The 19147-nt window shown below is 51.9% G+C and carries 16 protein-coding genes and 1 tRNA gene; 5 read left to right on the top strand and 12 right to left on the bottom strand.

What is annotated here, in order from left to right; genetic code table 11:
• Window positions 1-8: 8 nt before the first annotated feature.
• Entirely contained in the window at window positions 9-3428 is a 3420-nt protein-coding gene (gene dnaE / locus GOB58_RS07180) for a DNA polymerase III subunit alpha (RefSeq protein WP_086553713.1), read from the bottom strand.
• A gap of 124 nt (window positions 3429-3552) precedes the next feature.
• Here dnaE and GOB58_RS07175 point away from each other — a divergent pair, with 124 nt between their 5' ends.
• Entirely contained in the window at window positions 3553-4632 is a 1080-nt protein-coding gene (locus GOB58_RS07175; protein ID WP_173559756.1) for a cobalt-precorrin-5B (C(1))-methyltransferase, read from the top strand.
• Between the two features lie 5 nt (window positions 4633-4637).
• Here the strand turns inward: GOB58_RS07175 and cobM are convergent, their stop codons facing one another.
• The 3 genes from cobM to cbiE are packed head-to-tail and all read right to left on the bottom strand — an operon-like array spanning window position 4638 to window position 7005.
• Window positions 4638-5390: a precorrin-4 C(11)-methyltransferase gene (gene cobM, locus GOB58_RS07170; protein ID WP_173559755.1), complete on the bottom strand. Its 753-nt coding sequence runs from the start codon at window positions 5388-5390 to the stop codon at window positions 4638-4640.
• Window positions 5387-5776 (bottom strand): cobalamin biosynthesis protein, encoded by a 390-nt coding sequence (locus tag GOB58_RS07165; protein WP_173559754.1) that lies wholly within the window; start codon window positions 5774-5776, stop codon window positions 5387-5389. The genes cobM and GOB58_RS07165 overlap by 4 nt, the downstream gene beginning before the upstream one ends.
• Entirely contained in the window at window positions 5773-7005 is a 1233-nt protein-coding gene (cbiE, locus tag GOB58_RS07160) for a precorrin-6y C5,15-methyltransferase (decarboxylating) subunit CbiE (protein WP_173559753.1), read from the bottom strand. Before cbiE ends, GOB58_RS07165 begins: the two co-directional genes overlap by 4 nt.
• Window positions 7006-7103: 98 nt before the next feature.
• Between cbiE and GOB58_RS07155 the strand changes: the two genes are divergently transcribed.
• On the top strand, window positions 7104-7892 hold the full coding sequence (locus GOB58_RS07155) for a cobalt-precorrin-6A reductase (protein ID WP_173559752.1): 789 nt from the start codon (window positions 7104-7106) through the stop codon (window positions 7890-7892).
• Here GOB58_RS07155 and cobJ read toward each other — a convergent pair.
• From cobJ to GOB58_RS07125, 6 genes are all read right to left on the bottom strand, one after another.
• A complete protein-coding gene (gene cobJ, locus GOB58_RS07150) occupies window positions 7862-8623 on the bottom strand; it encodes a precorrin-3B C(17)-methyltransferase (protein ID WP_173559751.1) in 762 nt (253 codons plus the stop codon). The two genes, GOB58_RS07155 and cobJ, sit on opposite strands and share 31 nt — an antisense overlap.
• Window positions 8620-9345: a precorrin-2 C(20)-methyltransferase gene (locus GOB58_RS07145; protein WP_173559750.1), complete on the bottom strand. Its 726-nt coding sequence runs from the start codon at window positions 9343-9345 to the stop codon at window positions 8620-8622. Before GOB58_RS07145 ends, cobJ begins: the two co-directional genes overlap by 4 nt.
• Complete coding sequence (locus GOB58_RS07140; protein ID WP_086553653.1) at window positions 9345-9974, bottom strand: precorrin-8X methylmutase; 630 nt, start codon at window positions 9972-9974, stop codon at window positions 9345-9347. Before GOB58_RS07140 ends, GOB58_RS07145 begins: the two co-directional genes overlap by 1 nt.
• A gap of 20 nt (window positions 9975-9994) precedes the next feature.
• A complete protein-coding gene (gene cobG / locus GOB58_RS07135) occupies window positions 9995-11209 on the bottom strand; it encodes a precorrin-3B synthase (RefSeq protein WP_173559749.1) in 1215 nt (404 codons plus the stop codon).
• 306 nt (window positions 11210-11515) lie between these two features.
• Window positions 11516-12616, bottom strand: a complete 1101-nt coding sequence (locus GOB58_RS07130; RefSeq protein ID WP_143216341.1) for an O-fucosyltransferase family protein — start codon at window positions 12614-12616, stop codon at window positions 11516-11518.
• 548 nt (window positions 12617-13164) lie between these two features.
• Window positions 13165-14094: a DMT family transporter gene (locus GOB58_RS07125; RefSeq protein ID WP_369822905.1), complete on the bottom strand. Its 930-nt coding sequence runs from the start codon at window positions 14092-14094 to the stop codon at window positions 13165-13167.
• Between the two features lie 178 nt (window positions 14095-14272).
• Between GOB58_RS07125 and panC the strand changes: the two genes are divergently transcribed.
• Together panC and GOB58_RS07115 are read left to right on the top strand one after the other, a co-directional pair.
• Window positions 14273-15112 carry a pantoate--beta-alanine ligase gene (gene panC, locus GOB58_RS07120; RefSeq protein ID WP_173559748.1) on the top strand — a complete coding sequence of 280 codons (840 nt, stop codon included), beginning with the start codon at window positions 14273-14275 and terminating at the stop codon, window positions 15110-15112.
• Window positions 15113-15143: 31 nt separating this feature from the next.
• A complete protein-coding gene (locus GOB58_RS07115; protein ID WP_086553649.1) occupies window positions 15144-15497 on the top strand; it encodes a RidA family protein in 354 nt (117 codons plus the stop codon).
• A gap of 122 nt (window positions 15498-15619) precedes the next feature.
• Here GOB58_RS07115 and GOB58_RS07110 read toward each other — a convergent pair.
• Window positions 15620-15695 (bottom strand) — tRNA-Asn (locus GOB58_RS07110).
• A gap of 136 nt (window positions 15696-15831) precedes the next feature.
• On the opposite strand from GOB58_RS07110, the gene GOB58_RS07105 reads away from it, so the two are divergent.
• Complete coding sequence (locus tag GOB58_RS07105) at window positions 15832-16872, top strand: ABC transporter substrate-binding protein (protein WP_242005259.1); 1041 nt, start codon at window positions 15832-15834, stop codon at window positions 16870-16872.
• 95 nt (window positions 16873-16967) lie between these two features.
• Here GOB58_RS07105 and GOB58_RS07100 read toward each other — a convergent pair whose 3' ends face one another.
• Window positions 16968-19124 carry a TonB-dependent receptor gene (locus tag GOB58_RS07100; RefSeq protein ID WP_242005258.1) on the bottom strand — a complete coding sequence of 719 codons (2157 nt, stop codon included), beginning with the start codon at window positions 19122-19124 and terminating at the stop codon, window positions 16968-16970.
• Window positions 19125-19147: the final 23 nt, after the last annotated feature.

The following is a 19147-nucleotide window of genomic DNA, read 5'->3' as shown; positions in this document are numbered from 1 at the left end:
GCTGAGCCTTAAACCTGCTCAACACGGGAAATACCCGTGAATGTTTTAAGGCGCTGACTAAGCTGAGGCGTTACCCGGTAAAGCCCTTTAAGGCGAAGCTCCACATCACGTTCACCACTGACATCAGGCAACAACACAACACGCCCCATGCCACCACGCTGCTGCTCAAGCGTCTCACGCAACTGAGGCAAGGCCTCCTCCCCACCAACCCAGACACGCAAAATGCTTTTACTCTGTGCTGCTGCATCCTCCAGCTCCGTCACATCGCTGGCCGTAATACGCATCGCTTCACCATCGAGTTTTAATTCAGCTTTGACCATAACGGCTGCCCCGGTGACCAGTTTTTCACGCACACGCCCCAGCACTTCAGAAAACAGAGTGACCTCACAGCTGCCACCGGCATCTGACAACCGCACCCAGGCCATTTTATTACCTGTGCGGGTCGGGCGTTCTTTTTTATCAACGACACAGCCGGCAATGCTGACGCGGGTCACGCCCGCCTCTGCCGCAGCCTGCAACGCTGAGGACTTAGTCACCCCCATGCGCCGCAGCACGGGACCATAGGCATCAAGCGGATGAGCCGTCATGTGAAAACCGATAGCATCAGCCTCCATCGTCAGCCGTTCAAACTCAGGCCAGTCAGGCCCCTCAGCCAGCCGTAACGGTTCAACATGGCCTGTACCACCAAACAGGCCAATCTGCCCTGATGCGGCCTCCTGCGCCTGGCTTTGCGCCCGCCTGAGCAAGGTATCTGCCGAACGACACACACGGGCACGGTTTTGATCGAGGCATTCAAAAGCTCCCGCCTTTGCCAGGTTTTCAACCTGCATGCGGTTAATATGCTTAGGATCAACCCGTGTTGTAAAATCAGCCAGGTCCTTAAATGGTTTATCTCCGCGCGAAGCTGTCAGAGCCTCCATCGCACCGGCACCAACACGCTTCACCGCAGCCAGTGCGTAACGAATGGCGTGTGTACCATCAGGCAGCGTCTCAACACAAAAATCAGCTTCTGACTTATTAATATCAGGTGGCAGAACCTTAATACCCATACGCTCCGCTTCCTGGCGCAGAGTGGCAAGTTTTTCTGTGCGCTCACGCGCAAGCGACATACAGCCGGCAAGAAAGGCAACCGGATGGTTCGCCTTCATCCAGGCGGTCTGATACGACACAAGAGCATACGCGGCAGCATGCGATTTGTTAAAGCCGTAGTCAGCAAATTTTGCCATGAGGTCAAACACCTCGATAGCTTTGTCATGGTCAATACCGCGTGCTGTAGCTCCTTCTGTAAAAATTTCACGCTGCTTATCCATTTCAGCACGAATTTTTTTACCCATGGCTCGCCGCAGCAAATCAGCACCACCCAGACTATAACCAGCCATTTTCTGGGCAATCTGCATCACCTGTTCCTGATAGACCATAATGCCATAGGTCTCTTCAAGAATCTCACGAATCTCCTCGTGTGGTGGCTCCCAGGCCTCACCATGCTTACGCCGGCAGTAATCAGGAATATTTGCCATCGGACCAGGACGGTAAAGCGCCACGGCTGCAATCAGATCTTCAAGGCGGGTCGGACGCATCTGACGCAAAACGTCGCGCATACCTGCACCTTCAAACTGAAACACCCCGGCGGTATCACCCCGGCTGAGCATCTCGTACGTAATCGGGTCATCGAGCGGAATAAGGCCCAGATCAACCTCAACACCCATTTTATTGAGAAAGTTGATACCGCGCTGCAAAATGGTAAGCGTCGTCAGACCAAGAAAGTCAAACTTCACCAGGCCAGCCTGCTCAACAAACTTCATATTAAACTGGGTAACCAGCATATCGCTTTTCGGGTCGCGATAGAGCGGAACCAGCTCAACCAGTGGGCGGTCGCCAATCACGACACCGGCAGCATGTGTACTGGCATGACGATAAAGCCCTTCGAGCTGCTGCGCTATTTCAAGCAGCCGGCGCAGTGCTTCATCCTCATCGCGCATTTCCTGCAGTTTGGGCTCACCCTCAACAGCCTGCTTCAGCGTGACCGGCTGAGCGGGGTTATTAGGAATAAGCTCAGCTACACGATTGACCATGCCATAAGGCAAACCAAGCACACGCCCGACATCGCGCACTGCTGCACGGGCCTGCAACTTACCAAAGGTAATAATCTGCGCCACGCGGTCAGCACCATATTCGCGCCGCACATAAGCAATAACCTCGTCACGCCGGTCCTGACAGAAATCAATATCAAAGTCAGGCATAGACACACGTTCGGGGTTAAGAAACCGCTCGAACAGAAGGTTAAACGGAATGGGGTCAATATCTGTAATCGTCAGTGCCCAGGCGGCCAGAGACCCTGCACCAGAACCTCGCCCCGGCCCGACCGGGATGTTATGCGCCTTTCCCCACTGGATGAAGTCAGCCACGATCATAAAATAACCGGGGAACCCCATTTTTGAGATCACATCGAGCTCAAACGCCAGGCGGTTTTTATATATCTCACGCGTGGCGTCATCAGGCTTAAGCTTAATAAAACGCTCCTCCAGCCCTTCCCAGGCCATGGCACGCAGCGTTTCATCCTCCGTTGATCCCTCCCTCACCTTGGGGCACACCGGCAAAAGAGGTTTACAGGTCTCAACCTTAATCGCGCAGCGACGGGCAATCTCGAGTGTATTGTCACAGGCATCAGGCAGGTCAGCAAATAAAGCGCGCATCACCTCAGGTGGTTTAAACCAGTGCTCGGGTGTAACACGCCAGCGGTCACGCTCTGCCATTGTACGCCCCTGAGCAATACAGATCAGGGCATCATGGGCCTCATACATATCGCGACGGGCAAAAAAGCACTCATTCGTTGCTACCAGCGGCAGGCCAAAACTGTCAGCCAGGGCCAGAACCCCCGGTTCAACGGCTTTTTCGACCGGCAGATTATGTCTGTGCAGCTCAACAATCAGCCGGTCGTCAAATGTCTCGTGCAGCTGTGCAAGCCAGCGTTCCGCTTCATCCTTCTGCCCCTCCGCCAGCATCTGAAACAATGGCCCGCGCGTCCCCCCGGTCAGCAAAATAAGACCCTCGGAATGCTCACAGAGTGTCTGCATCTGCACAACCGGAGCGGCGGGGTCAGACTCCTGAAACCCGAGAGAGGAAAGAATACGCAGGTTAGACAAGCCTGCCGGATTTTGTGCCAGCAGCACAACCGGCTCGAGCGGAGCCCCCGGCTTAGGATTACGTGCCGGCAGATTGATCTGACACCCTGTAATGGGCTGCACCCCGGCCTTGCTGGCATATTGCGAGAACTCAAGCGAACCAAACAGGTTGCCCGAGTCTGTCATGCCCACGGCTGGCATCTGCATCTCCTGCGCCAGGCTGACAAGCTCAGGAACACGAATAGCGCCCTGGCTCAGAGAATAAGCAGAATGTACACGGAGATGGATAAAATCAGCATAAGACATGCCTGTTTCTACCATAAAAAACAGCTCTCTCACCACGGACAAAATGCAGTATGATGAAAGCATCTTCACATCTGTACGGAGATAACTCTTTTCCCTGACAATTCAGCTTTGTAAAAGAATGGTTATGACAAACACAGCACCACCGCTCCGCCGGGGATGGACCACCGGAAGCTGCGCTACAGCCGCAACCCGGGCCGCCTGGATGCTGCTGCTGGGCTATGATCCGCCAGCGACTGTGCCGATCACCTTACCCAACGGGTCATCGTGTGTTTTTTCCATCTGCCGTTATGGCACAGACAAAGGAAACCCTTATGCTGAGGTGATAAAAGATGCAGGAGATGACCCTGATATTACCCACGGAGCCTGTATTCGCGCCACAGTCCGCCACCTGCCACAGGGCAGCGGCGTCGTTTTTCGTGCAGGCTCCGGCGTTGGCACCATAACGCGACCGGGTCTGCCGCTCCCCCCGGGTGAAGCCGCCATTAACCCCGTGCCCCGCGCTATGATGTGCAGGACACTGAGTGAAGTTAACGGCTCTCTGCCCGATGCAGAAATCATCATTTCAGTGCAGGACGGTGCACGCCTGGCACAACGCACTCTGAACGGGCGCCTTGGTATTGTCGGTGGTCTTTCTATTCTGGGCACAACAGGCATTGTCGTCCCCTTTTCATGTTCTGCGTGGATTCACAGCATCCAGCGCGGCATTGATGTTGCCAGAGCAGAAGGCCTGCACCACCTGGCCGGCGCCACCGGCAATGTTTCCGAAAACACTGTACAAAAACTCTATAACCTGCCTGAGACCGCTCTGATCGAAATGGGCGATTTTGCCGGAGGGATGCTCAAATATCTGCGTCAGCACCCTGTGCCACGCCTGACCATTGCCGGTGGCATTGCAAAAATGACCAAACTGGGCCAGGGGCGGCTAGACCTTCATTCAAAACGCGGCCAGGCTGACATGCGTGCTCTGGCAGAACTCGCTGCCACAGGAGGTGCCTCTCCCCCCCTCATCAGCGCCATTGCGGCCAGCCCGACGGTAGCCGAGGCATTTTTACTGACACAGGAGGAAAACATTCCTCTTGGAACCCTGATCGCACAAACTGCGCTCAAAACCGTGCAGCAGGCACTGGCACCAGCCAGTATCAAAGCTGATGTTGTTGTCTGCAACCGTGCCGGCCAGTGCGTAGGCCGCACGGAAGAACACTGACGACCTCAGCTTCTGAAACGACGACGGTAATCAGGATCGTATAACGCACTCTCACGGAACTCTTTATGCCCCAGAGCAGGCCCGACCAGAACAAGGGCAGTACGCTCAACAGGTGACTGCTCAAACACATTTTGTATGGTACCCAGCGTACCACGCAGCACAACCTCATCAGGCCATGTGGCACGGGCAACAATCGCGACAGGGCAGTCAGCACCATAAAAGGGTGTCAGTTCCTCAACAATTTTATCAAGCACATGAATTGCCAGGTGAACTGCCAGAGTTGCTCCTGTTGCCGCAAAAGCCGCCAGCTTTTCTTTCTCAGGCATTGCTGAGGCTCGGCCTGTCATACGGGTAAGTACCAGGCTTTGCGTAACACCGGGTACAGTCAGCTCCTGCCCCAGAAGAGAAGCGGCTGCGGCAAAAGCAGGTACACCCGGCACCATACGCCAGGGAATATTCAGCCGGTCAAGACGGCGGGTCTGCTCAGCAACCGCACTATATATCGACAAATCCCCCGAATGCAGGCGAGCCACATCTTCACCCGCCTCATGCGCTTTCACATATTCCGCCTCAATCTGATCAAGCGTCAGAGGAGCTGTATCAATAAGACGCGCACCCGGCGGACAAAATTTAAGCATATCAGGTGGCACAACTGAACCTGCATAAAGACACACCGGACATGAAGCCAGAATATCGCGCCCCCGCACAGTCAGCAGATCAGCAGCCCCCGGGCCTGCCCCTATAAAATGAACGGTCACGCTTTCTTTCCTCCTGCCAGGGCACAGACAATGCCCCCGTGTTTCTGCCCGGGACCATATAGCTGAGCCTCTGCTCCGGCTGCAACCAGGGCACACCCCTCAGCAACCGACGCAAAGCCGGTGAGACGGCGCGCTACATCAGAATATGTCAGGCAGAAAGGCTGTATATCAGCAAGCTCTGCATCATTAACCCAGCACAAAGGCACATCCAGCATGGCGGCTACATCGCCGGCCAGCTGCCGGCTGGTTTTAAAGGCAGGCACAGCCAGACAGGTAAGGTTTACCACGTCATAATGACACATCATCTCCTGCACAATATGAACTGCCTGTTCGGCTGTGGCATGACTGTTCCAGCCCAGACCTGCTATAGTGCGGTAAAATTTCACTCCACCGGCTTCCAGGCTACCCACTGCGTAACCGTCATAGCCGGTTTAAAACCATGCAATGAGCCAACAGCAGTCAGACGTGCAGCACTCAGGCGGCTCACCTCACCACCCCATTTCTGCCAGGCCTCTAACACTCGTATTTCTGTTTCTGCAACAACGGCATTAACAACAATACGTCCACCGGGTTTCAGTCTGCTCCACGCTATCTCAAGCATATCGGGGGCAGTTGCCCCGCCGCCAATAAAAATGGCAGATGGCTGAGGTAAATTATATAAAACCCCAGGGGCTTCACCCTGCACAATATGCAGATCAGGCACACCTAACATCTGAGCATTGCGGGCAATACGCGCTGCGCGTTCAGGCACACGCTCAACCGCAACAGCCCGACAGTTCGGGTCAGTCAGCATCCATTCAATACTCACAGACCCACACCCGCCACCGATATCCCACAACAGCTCTCCGGCTCTTGGTGCCAGAGAGGATAATGTCACTGCACGCACCTCACGTTTTGTAAGCTGGCCATCATGCTCAAAGCAGGCATCAGGCAGACCTGCCGCCCGCGAGAGAGCAGACTGTGTTGTGCTTTGTGGTATCTCAAGAGCGACCATACAGAGCCTGTTAACAGGCTCTGTAATCCCCTCATACGCAAGGCGGGAAGCACGCTTCTCCTGCTGCCCCCCGAGCGCTTCGAGAATATAACACTGGGTCTGGCCAAAACCCAGCTCGGTCAGCCAGGAGAGTAAGAGCCCCGGAGTTGTCTCATCAGCACATAACACCAGAAGGCGCGCTCCAGGCTGCAAAAAAGGCCGCAGCACCTCCATCGGGCGCCCGCAGACAGACAGAACCTGACAACCCTGACGCGCCCAGCCCAGCCGGGCACAGGCCAGTGAAACAGATGACGGAGCAGGCAGGCAGACCATATCCTCAGAACTCAGGTGAGCCGCCAGCGTAACCCCTACCCCGTAAAAAAATGGATCACCTGAGGCCAGAACCAGTGTCGGGTGCCCCCTGCGCGCCAGAACCTGTTCGATGCCCGTTGAAAAAGGCTGCCCCCACGAATGGGCCTCACCCTTTATGAGCGAGCGGCATAAGGTGAGATGCCGCTCTCCTCCAATAATCCACGGTGCAGTTTCAATAAGCGCGCGTGCTGTGGCAGAAAGACCTTCTGCCCCTTCTTCCCCCACGCCTATGACCGTCAGCCAGGGCATATTTCTGCTGGGTACGATCATGCCTTATGCCCTCTCCGAATCCTGGTGCTATAACGTGTCACACTGATATAACCTACCGTATGACGCAAAATAGCGTGTTGTAGCAAAGACTTCTGATCATGCCTCTTCTGCACTCACCGCCTGTACCTGTTCTGATTCTCGGGGGCACAACCGAAGCCAGCACCCTGTGTACTCTTCTGGAATACCAGAATAACTTTGCACCAACACTCTCTCTTGCCGGTGTAACGCGCAACCCACATCTGCCAGCCCTGTCAGTGCGCACCGGTGGCTTTGGCGGGGTTGATGGACTTTACGACTGGCTGCGCCACAATAAAATTCAGGCTGTTGTGAATGCAGTACACCCTTTTGCAACTGTCATGAGCCAGCATGTCAGCATAGCATGTGAGAGGCTCTCACTCCCCCTGCTGCGTCTCAAACGCCCGGGCTGGAAAGCTACACCAGCAGACACCTGGCACCACGCACCGGACCTGAATAAGGCAGCCATGATTCTGGCAGAGATCACCCAGCCTTTACAGATTTTTTTAACCACCGGCCGCAAAGAAACCAGGCCTTTTAAAAATGCACCACAGCACCATTATATTCTGCGCTCAATCGAAGCACCCCTGCCGACTGACCTGCCACCTCACACAACACTCATCACTGCCCGCGGCCCTTTTGACCTGGCTGGCGAATATGACATGCTTCGCCGGCACCAGATTAACTGGCTTGTCACAAAAAATTCAGGTGGAAAAGCAACATTTGCAAAAATAGAAGCCGCAAGGCAGCTGAATATTCCGGTCTTAATAATCGATCGGCCAGCGCAGCCAGCCGGCCCCTGCGTACATACAGCGCAGGAGGCTCTCAGCTGGTTACAAAACTACTCCGCCACAACACTGCGCAATGTATAAAACCAGGGCTGATGACCAGAAGGCCGCTCAATCAACCGGCTGGCTGCACACCCGATCAGCACCAGAGTGCTCATATCCGCCAGGTCGGCATCAGCCTCTTCAATACTGGTTATTCTGACGGCTTCATCGGGACGACCAATAGCGCGGGCAAACGCAACAGGCGTATGAAGCGGCACAAACTGCCGCAGATGAAGCAAGGCCTCACCAAGCTGCCAGGGGCGTGCCTGCGAGCGCGGATTATAAAGGGCGATAACAAACCCGGCCTCTGCCGCCAGCTGCAACCGCCGCAGAACAACTAGCCAGGGCTTGAGGTTATCTGAAAGAGACATCACACAAAAATCGCCTCCCAGTGGCGCACCAAGTGCAGCCGCAGCCGCCAGAACCGCACTGACCCCGGGGATGACTTCAATATCAAGCGTCCGCCATGTGTCAGGCCCAAGCTGCACCTGCTCAAAGACGGCACTGGCCATGGCAAATACCCCGGCGTCACCACCTGACACAACGCCGACATGCCGGCCAGCTGAAGCCATTTCAAGAGCGTGACGTGCGCGTTCAGCCTCAACACGGTTATCAGAACTATGACGAATGACATGATGCGGCGCTTCAACCCGCTGCACATAAGGGCCATACCCCACAAGGTCGGTCACCTGTTCGAGCACCTGTGTTGCCTGGGGAGTACGCTGCAAAATATTACCAGGCCCGAGGCCGATAATGCTGATACGCCCGCTCATCTGACACCCTTTCGTCCCGGAACCAGCACCAGCGAGAAATATGGTGCGGTCTCTCCACACTCCTCAAACGGGCAGGAAAAACTATCAGGCTGCGTGCCACGCTCAACATAGCGCGCATCTGACATGCGACCTGACTGTACAAGGGCATTGCGCACTTTGCTCATGTTACGGCCTATTTTCATAATAACTGCGGCATCAGCCTGTTGCAGCCAGCGGGTCAGATCTGCCTCAGGCAATGTCGCAGGAATAACACACAGAACATCATCGCCGTGTGTCATAGGCAGCTGAACCTGTGACCAGCAGCCATTCATAGCGGCAATACCAGGCACAACCGAGGTTGCAAACTGCTCTTTCAGCCGGTCAAACAGATACATGGCTGAACCATAAAGAAAAGGCTCGCCCTCACACAGCACGACAACATCCTGACCCTGTTTAAGCATACCTGCCAGCTGCTGCGCACTGCGGTCATAAAATGCCTGGATACCACGCTGATAATCCGGGTCTTCCACTGCGATTTCTGTCGTGAACGGATACACCAGGCGCAGCTCATGCGTCCCTTCAGTAATGTATGTCTCTGCAATAGTGCGGGCGTGCCCTTTACGCCCCTCACGGCAAAAATAAGCTACCACCGAAGCACCTTCGATCAGGCGGGCAGCTCTTACCGTAAGCAGATCAGGGCTGCCCGGACCAACCCCTACAACATGCAGTGTGCCTGTAGCCATTATTCAGTCTCGCTGGCCAGAGCATTAACCGCAGCTGCAGCCATTGCACTGCCACCAAGACGACCATGCACAATAAGCCAGGGAACATCTGTACGCTGAGACAAAGCTTCTTTCGATTCAGCCGCACCGACAAAACCAACCGGCAAACCAATAACAGCCGCAGGCTTTGGTGCACCGGCATCAAGCAGTTCGAGCAGATAAAACAACGCGGTGGGCGCGTTACCGATTGCCACGACTGCGCCTTTCAGCCTCTCACCCCAGAAGTCAAGTGCTGCGGCGGAACGCGTGTTACCAATCAGCTTTGCACGCTCAGGCGTACGTTCATCACGCAACGTACAAACGACCGGATTAGAAGCAGGCAGACGGGCACGGGTAACACCATGTGCTACCATTTCTGAGTCACACAAAACCGGACATCCACCCTTCAGTGCCTGACGTGCAGAAGACGTGAAATCAGCTGACATGCTGACATGCTGAGCCAGTTCAACCATGCCGCAGGCGTGAATCATACGCACCACAATATTAGCATCAGTAACAGGAAAGGCACTCAGATCTGCCTCATCACGGATCATAGAAAAAGACCGCTGATAAATGGCCGCGCCATCATGGATATAGTCATAACCAGCCATAATGGCCCTCACTCCTTCGTTTAACCGCCGCCTTCACCCATATCTGAGCGCACAAAAGCACACACGGCCTCAAAATCTGTCACCCTGCACACAGGGGCATCACCTGCCCTACTGTTTCTGACAAGATGATACTCACCAGCAGTAGCCACAACTGTGACATCTGCCGGAGCAGGATGAGCACACCCCTTACGACACCCTGAGACATGAAGTGAAGCACCTGACGGCAAAAAAGCTGACAGAGCCAGGGCCTGTGCCGGTGTATCGTGGGCAGCCTGTGCACATCCCTTCGCACCAGAACAGGCATAAACGCGCAGCCTGGCGTCATCATGCTCTGTCAGAAGTCCTGTGATCTGAGGCATCGCATTTTGCCATGCCAGGATCAGACTATGCCACGGCGTCAGTCTGATATATCCCTCACCCTGACTGGCAACGGCGGCACAATCACGTAAAATTTCAGGCGTCAGAGAGCCAAGTGCCACACCCAGACCATACACACCCGGCAACAGAGAACCAGTCAGCAACGGATTTTTCTGCGGCGGGATTATTACGCGCTCATACGGCTGGTTACACGCTTCAAATAAAAGACAGCCTGTTTCAGGCTGGCGAAGCGGGCGTGTTTTATCGGCCTGCTCAACAAAGCGCCTGGCCAGATCAAGAGCAAGCGAGACAACACCTGAAACATCAAGAGCCTCGCTGCGAGCAACACCACAGACGACCTGCCACAAAGTGTCGGAACCAGCCACAGCCTGCAAAGATATATCGCCCTTTAAGGCACCAGCCGGGCATAAACCACCACCATCAACCACGAAGCCAAATTTATCCGGTAAAGCAGACAAATTCTCTGAGTTCATAAGCTGTTCTGACAAATTATGAGCGACAGAAAGCGTTTGTACAGCACAGTCTTTATCCAGCCCGGCCAGAGGCGAAACCTGTAGTGCCCTGCGTTTTTCCGCACCCGGATCAGGCAGACCAAGACCTGCCTCAACCATACGCCGGGGAAAAAGAAGCGCCTGCTCGTAAGTAAACCCTCTGAGCTGCAGGCTGCCACGATTTGTAAGCGTGATAACACCATTGCCATGACGCTCTGCTTCATCAGCCAGAAGGAGTGCCTGTTGCGCACTGACCCGGCCAAAAAGCGGACGCACCCGCACCAGCCAGCCATCAGCCGCCTGCATGGGCATATGCAGACCTGGACACCACCCTTTAACGACCGGCTGCACGACAGAAAATGTCATAATATGTGTTGTCCCGCCCCCAGGCTTTTATGCTCTGTGTGACAGTGTTAAGCAGGCCTGTTTCAGTGTGTCAAAAACTATCAGTGAAAATATTAATATCACGAAAAAACAGAAAAATTATCGGGTAAAAGGATATATACTGACCTGACAATGAGCAGCAGCGGCTTAACCTGTTATACCGACTGTACTATTTACGCCGGCTCTACATTTTTCTCCTGCTCGTAACTCACTTCTTTTTCTGGTCACACACGAACATCCACCTGCAGACCGAATGTTCGTATAATGTGAAACCTGTCCAATTTCTCGTCAGCTATTCTTAAACTTCTTTTTTCGAAAAGAGACCTGCATAGATATCAGCTTCTCTATCCCTGATGTGCTGCGGCACATCTCACCATTCTTAACTTCCGTGACAATTTCTCCACTTGAAAACTGTGCTGCATAAACGCAATCCAGCTCCAGACTTTCCGGCCCGGCTATCTCTATAGCAAAACCGACAAGCGGCATCCCTTCCCCTCTGGTGCCACAATATACGCCATTCGCTACCCAGTCGCTGATGCGGCCATTCAACAACACAGCTTTATACCTGATCCGTAAATTTTCAGGATTTATATGCAGCTCAAACCCCTCAATTCTGAAACGGGCAGTATTTTCAAAATAACCCACCACCACAGGAGTGCTTTCCGGGAAAGAGGCAACAGAACTCTGTGTATGAAAATCACCAATATTAGAAATATGAGCTGACAGCCTTACAGGCAGAGCAATTTCTTTCTCATGGCGAGGCATAAGGCATTTGCGCCCAAAAAAGTTTTTAGTTGCTATACGCGAATCTGTACTGGTGCCGTTATCAAAACGTTCCTCCAGCTCTGGTGTCTGTCCATTATAAATAAAATGATTGAGCGTATCATGCCGCTCCTTACAATATTTTTCAAATGCAGCAAAACATGAAAAAGTAGATTTACATGTCCCCACAAAAAAAGTCGCCTTCAAAGAAAGAGAAAAATCAATAAGTGATAAGGTAAGAGTATCATATTCTCTTATGTTAATAAAATCCGATTTCCAGTATAAATAAATATTGAAATCTTTTTTTGCTATAGTTCTTATTTCTTCTTTTGAGTATGGCATATTATTCTCATCACACAGAATTAATGCTGATGATAATAAATATCCAAATTTATTTTTGGCTTTCGACAGAATAGCTGATGGCGCCAGTAAATTATCTTCATACTTAACCGGACTTAAAACACTATGGCTGTAATCTTCCCAGTCTTTCTCAACACGCATTTGTATAACATGTTTGATATCACGATCCTGAAAAATACCATCACTAATGATCGTAGCAATTTCTTCTATAGTGTCATTCAGAATAAAAGCCCTGGTGAGCTGGCACGTCAGCCCATAAAGCGCCATATCACCAAGGATTTTAGTTTCTCCAAACCGCTCTGCACCTTCCCAGAAGCAGGCTGAGGAATCAACTTCCTGATAATCATCATCCGGCCCGTATTTAACAGGAATGGAAAAGGCATTAAGAACATAACAAATATAACGAACATCAAATACTGACGCAAAATCAACCCGTGGCCGGGGTTCTCTGCTCTGCGGATCAAACATAACCAGAGGAGGAAGCTTTATACCCTTCTTCTCTCTCAGCGCTTTATGAGCCAGGCCAATAAGCGCCAGTTTCTGGTTAGTTATACCGGCAGCTACACCATTATAACTTATATATTCCATACCCATCTCATCATCTATCTTGAAAAAACTGTATAATTTTTTAACAGACTGGCAATATTCATATAATTATACCACCCTTAAAATCATATCACCCTCTGGTCAGGCAGTAGACAGCACATAAATGGGGTTAAAAAACAAACCCATTTAAACCGACTACCAGACCACAGAAGCCAATGCTCCCTACATGGTCCATGGCTGAACGACAGAGAGAAAGCTGATGGTCTTTTTTATTTCAACATCCCGGCTTTCAAAGCACGATTACGCTCTGCACGCTCCTTCATGGCCATACGCTCGTAGCGAATACGCTGACGAAACCAGTTGAGCATGCCTGAAAAAGTAATGACGGCAATACCAACAAAGGTCCAGACATCCAGCGCATCATGAAAAACGATATAGCTTAGCGCAATGGCCCAGACCATCTGGCTATATTGCGGCAAAGCAACACGGTTAGCCGGAGCACGGGCTGTCGCCAGCATAAGCAGCAGCTGCCCTAATGCAGCCAGAAAACCATAACCAAACAAATATACCCAGGCAGTAATATGCGGCGGCCAGGCTGCATTAGCGGCCATCAGAATACCATTACCGATAAGCGGCCCCGCCAGACTTGAGCCAAACAGAGACAAACGTACACTTTCTTTATCAGCCACACGATAGGCTATAACACTACCTGCGCATGATATAGCTGAAAGCAAAGCGCATAAATGCCCTATGTTCAGGGCACGCACACCAGGGCGCAGCACTATCAGCACACCGACAAACCCAAGCACAACCGCAATCCACGCCCATATCGTCACTTTCTCTTTCAGCAACACAACTGAAAGAATAGTGACAAATAACGGCATCAGAAACATAAGAGAAAAAGCCTCAGGCATAGGCAGCAGCATAAAAGCCTTTACACTGGCTGCTGTCGCTACAAAAACGCACACAGCACGCAAAACCCACATAGCCTTATTTTGCGGCCGCACAACATCGAGATACGACTCATGTGGTTTGCGAATAAATGGCAGAATAAGCAGCCCGAACACACCACCTGAGAAAGCAACCTCAAACGGGTTCATATGTCCCGCCAGCATTTTCGAGAACGCGTCACTGATCGAGAATGACGCGTACGCCCCAAAAGCAAGCGCCATGCCAGAGAAAAGAGTTTTTGTGTTCATAAGATGAGGTGCCATATCCTGAAGGCAAAAAAAACCGCGACGCTTTGTCATCAAAACAGCGTCACGGCCTGCATATGCTCCCGATATAGCGTTAACAGCGAAAACACCACATTATTTTTCTTCAGAGCAGAAGTGCTTTATAAGTATAGTATCTTTTATTACACAACCAGGATCTGACATGCAGATTATTACAGACCGGCAGGAACTGGCCCGCCTGGTCACTCAATGGCACAGACAAGGCGAAACCATAGGTGTCGTGCCAACAATGGGATCTCTTCATAACGGGCACCTGGCACTTGTGCGTGCCCTGGACGGTAAAGTCACCCGCCGCATTGTCACGATTTATGTTAACCCCATTCAGTTTAATAACGCAGATGATTTTCGCCTCTACCCACGCAGCCCTGAGGCCGATGCAGACCTCCTCAGGCAGACCGGTATCGTCGACGTGCTGTACACGCCCGACAGCCAGGACATGTACCCCGAACATTTTTCAACGCAGGTAACCGTCAGCGGCGCAGATACTATTCTCTGCGGTGCAGACCGCCCCGGGCATTTTAATGGTGTAACCACCATTGTCACCAAACTACTGATGCAGACAGGCGCTGATGTGGCTGTATTTGGTGAAAAAGACTTCCAGCAGCTCAGCATTATCCGCCGCATGACTGAAGATCTGAACTTCCCTGTTTCTGTGCTCTCTGTACCGGTTGTGCGCGAAGCTGATCAGCTTGCTCTCTCTTCACGCAACCGTCGTCTGACAGCTCAGCAGCGTCGGCAGGCTGCGCAACTCCCCTCTCTTCTGCTCGCATGCATTGCCAGCATGAAACATGATCAGACAGAAGAAGACGCACTTGCCACCTGCCGCACCAAACTTACCCAGGCAGGATTTACTGTGCATTATCTCGAACTGCGCTCAGGCGAGACACTGAAGATCACAGCAGCGGCAGACCCTTCTGCCCGCCTCTTTGTTGCCGCAAGCCTGGAGGATATTCGTCTTATTGATAATATGCCTCTAAGCTGAGGCTTTCTTTTCTGACACACAGGAGCCTGTCATGAGCGATATTACGCGCCTTGAGCCCGAAGAACGCCTTTGTGGCGCAGTTATCTATAATGGTCTGATTCACCTGGCTGGTCAGGTCGCTGATGATCCGTCACTTGATGTAAAAGGACAGATGGCTGACATTCTGCGCCAGGTTGATTCTCTGCTCAGCAAGGCTGGCACTGACAAAAGCCGTCTTCTCTCCGTTCAGATTTTTCTGACTGATATCAACGATATTACAGAAATGAACAAAGCATGGGACGCCTGGTTAGACCAGGATAATAAACCAGCCCGTGCAACAGTTGAAGCAAAACTGGCTAACCCGGCATGGAAAGTCGAACTGACCGGCATTGCGGCCCTGCGCTGATACTACCCCGGAGCTGCTGATAACGCAGCTCCACCAGATTCTGCCCGGCACACGCGTATACAGTCAGAAGACGCAACGGTTATCACCCTGGAGAAACAATATTTATATTTTTATGAAAAGGCTGGCTCCCGAAGTAGGACTCGAACCTACGACCCAGCGATTAACAGTCGCTTGCTCTACCAACTGAGCTATTCGGGATCAGCGAGGCATCGTATAACCGCATTTGGCGGGGCTCGTAAACCCCCTTATGTGATTTTTTTTATTTTTTTTATCGCAACTGTTTCTGCCGTGACAGTACAGATCTCTCCGCGTTAGAAAGATCAGGAACATGAGCATGTCAGGCCCCCCTCCCGGCACTTTCCCGCGCCGCACGTTTCTGCTCTGTGGATTAGCCGGAGCGGCAGCCGCAGGCAGTGCTGAGCTGTACCATCTGCACAGGCATCATCACCCCCGCCGCAGAGCTGATGGCCTTTACCACCAGATACGCCTGGCATGGCCTGACGCAGATAACAGCCCGGTTCTGAATGTTGCTGCGCAGAAAAATTTTCTTACGCACTACAATCTCGATCTCCTGCCCTTTAACAACCCGCCTGAAGACGGGGATGAGGCTATAACGGCCCTGGCAAAAGGAGAGGCCTCTTTTGCGGTTGCACCCGCCACCACATGGTTAACACATCTCAATCAGGGACTGGCCGCCAGCCTTATTCTGGGGGTACAGCCAGGAACATTTCGCCTGCTCGTGCGGCGCGCGACAGGCATTCAGAGACTTAACCAGCTCCTGAACCGTACTGTTCTGGTTGGCGAGCACAACAATGCAGGAAAATTGTTTTTCGCCACCATGATGCGCCGCAAGGGCATGAACTCTATGGAGAAAATAAACTGGAAAATCGTACCTGATGCCACACTGACAGCGCCGGATACGCTCGCTGAAGCGGACGCGGTAGTGACGGATGACCCGCAAGGGTGGCAGCTGCTCAGCACGCAGCCAGGCGTATTTTCTGAACTGGCAGGCAGTACAACAGGCGCTTATTCAGAGCGTACAAACCTGGTACTTGGTATCAGCCATACTGCCCCTGACACCGAAGCAGATGCAGCAACAGCACTCACTCTGGCCCTGAAAGATGCTGCAAAATGGTCCCGCACTCATTTGCAGGAAACCGCTACTCTTATGGCCCAGACATCTGACGGATTAAACGCACAGACCATATTCCGGATGCTCCAGAAAGAACCGGTCATACAGGCGATTACAGGGCAGAAACTACGCGAGCAGGTTGCTCAGTATTGTGATGAGCTGCAACTGCTTGGCCTGCTCCCTCAGACAGCTGACTCGTCAGCTCTGGCTCATCGTTTTACCCATAACCCGTTACGCAATTAAGCGGGGTGTTCTTCCGGCCGCAGATATAAAAAACTGCTGACTGAAAACCGTTTTTTTAAATAGAAAAACTAGTTCTTCAGTCAGCATTTTTTTGATTATAAATCTGTCGTAAACGAGAATTTAAAGGTGCGTGGTTCCCCCTGCATCAAATACCCCCCGAGAGAAGACGCCCAGTAACGATTATTGGCAATATTATCGACGCTAAAACGCAGTGTCATTGGCTTATGCTTCACAGCAAAAGTGTAACGCATAGCGACATCAAAACGGGTCCATACAGGCAAGTGCATGGTATTACCTGCGTTAACCCACTGCTTGCCCGTATTAACAACACGACCAACCACTGTGCCTCCCTGCAAAAAAGGCAGGTCATATTCAAGGTTAGCATTCAGCGTGTAGTTCGGCACACCAATAGCTGTTTTCCCTTTATTATCGCCCTTAACAATATGGGCATCAATAAGGGTCGCCCCTCCGTTAAAGCGCAGCCCCTTCATAATAGTGCCATTAACATTCAGCTCCGCACCGCGGTTACGCTGCATTCCATTCGCTGTAAAACGATAATAATCGCTCTGAGCTGTCGCGGCCAGATAAGCCTGCGGCTGCGATATCTGAAAAAACGCGAGTGTCGTAGTGAAGCGGCCGGTGTCATATTTTGCACCCACTTCATACTGAACACTTTTATAAGGCGGAAATACCTCTCCGAGGTTAACAATATTCGTGCCCGCAGCCACCGGCCCCTGAGACAACCCCTCGATACGGTTAAAATAAACAGATGTACGGCGCGTGGGATGAAAAACCAGGCCGACAACCGGTGTAAAATCACCCTCATTATAATGATCGGTGCGGGCACGGGTGTTATAATCAAAAGCGTTGATGAGCATACTCTGGTAACGAAAGCCTGCAGTCAGCGCGATACGGTCATGCCAGAAGGTCACCGTATCAGAGAAGAACAGACTATAAAGGCGCGTTGTGTTTTTTGTTTTAGGGTTATGAATATTACCACCAACATAAGAGTTGTTTAATGGAGCAGAGTATTGAGGATGGTATAAATTATTTGCGGCCGGCGTTAACGACATAGCATAGGCTGTAGCTGTATCCTCCCACAATCCGTTACCACCCGCATTAATTTCATGCTTAAAAAACCCAGTATTGAAATGGGCTCTGAGGCCTGCACGGGTACTTTCATTGGTCTGTACATAAGGCACATACATACTGCCATTAGTACCATCACCTGTGCTGACATTTTTAACAGTCAGGTTAGAATATAGTCCCTTTTCGTTCGCCCCCATACCGCCAAAAGCACCATAAAGTGTAATATGCTTTGTCAGGTCATGCTCAGCATTCAGCATCCCGAAAATATAACTCAGATCATTATAGGCCCAGCGCTGACCATAGTTTTTTGAGGCTGACGGTACACGTGGCACACGCGTAACATCACTCCCCAGAAACACAGCAGACCGCCCGCCATTCACCCCCTGATTCTGGTAATTCATATCCACTGAAATGCGGGTGTTGTCGTTATGCCAGTCAAAATCGGCTCCCACCACAACACTGTGACGGCGCTCGTTCTGAATAGCATCCTCTCCGTCACGACCGGCGACATTCAGTCTGAACCCATAATTTTTATTATCACCAAAGCGTCGGCCAACATCGATGCTTCCTTCTCCCATCGCGCTGCTGGTATAGCCGCCTGTGACGCGCGTAACGGGTGTTTTTTCAGCATGTTTAAACATCAGATTAATGTTGCCGCCAACCGCCGAACCACTCGGGGCTGCACCATTAAGAAACGCGCTGGCACCATTAAGAATCTGCACCTGATCATATAGCTCAGGAGAGACAAGCTGACGCGGGGTAATGCCATAAAGCCCGTTAATAGCAATATCATCACTATTCAGTACAAAACCCCGGATAACAAACATCTCAGAAAAATTGCCATAGCCCATAGTCGTACGCACAGAGGGGTCATTTTGCAAAACCTGCCCCAGTGTCTGCGACTGCTGATTTGCAATCAGGCTGGAAGAGTAACTGCGGATATTAAACGGCACATCAAGCCCACGTTTTGTGCCAAGTGCGCCAAGCTGCCCGCCGCTGCCCACTTCCATACGGTTACGACGACTGGCCGTAACAACCAGCTGTTCATCCTCTCTCGCCTCAATTGCTTTTTCGTTCGCATCACTCTCCCTGGTTTTGACTATATTTTTTTTATGATCGGATGCTGTCTCTGCTGCCTGAGCCGAACAAGCACCGCCACTCATAAAACCTGTCATGAGAAGACACG

The organism is Acetobacter thailandicus (assembly GCF_011516655.1).
Taxonomy (GTDB): Bacteria; Pseudomonadota; Alphaproteobacteria; order Acetobacterales; family Acetobacteraceae; genus Acetobacter; species Acetobacter thailandicus.
The sequence above is the reverse complement of the archived record's forward strand: the minus strand, read 5'-3'. Positions and strand labels throughout refer to the sequence as shown.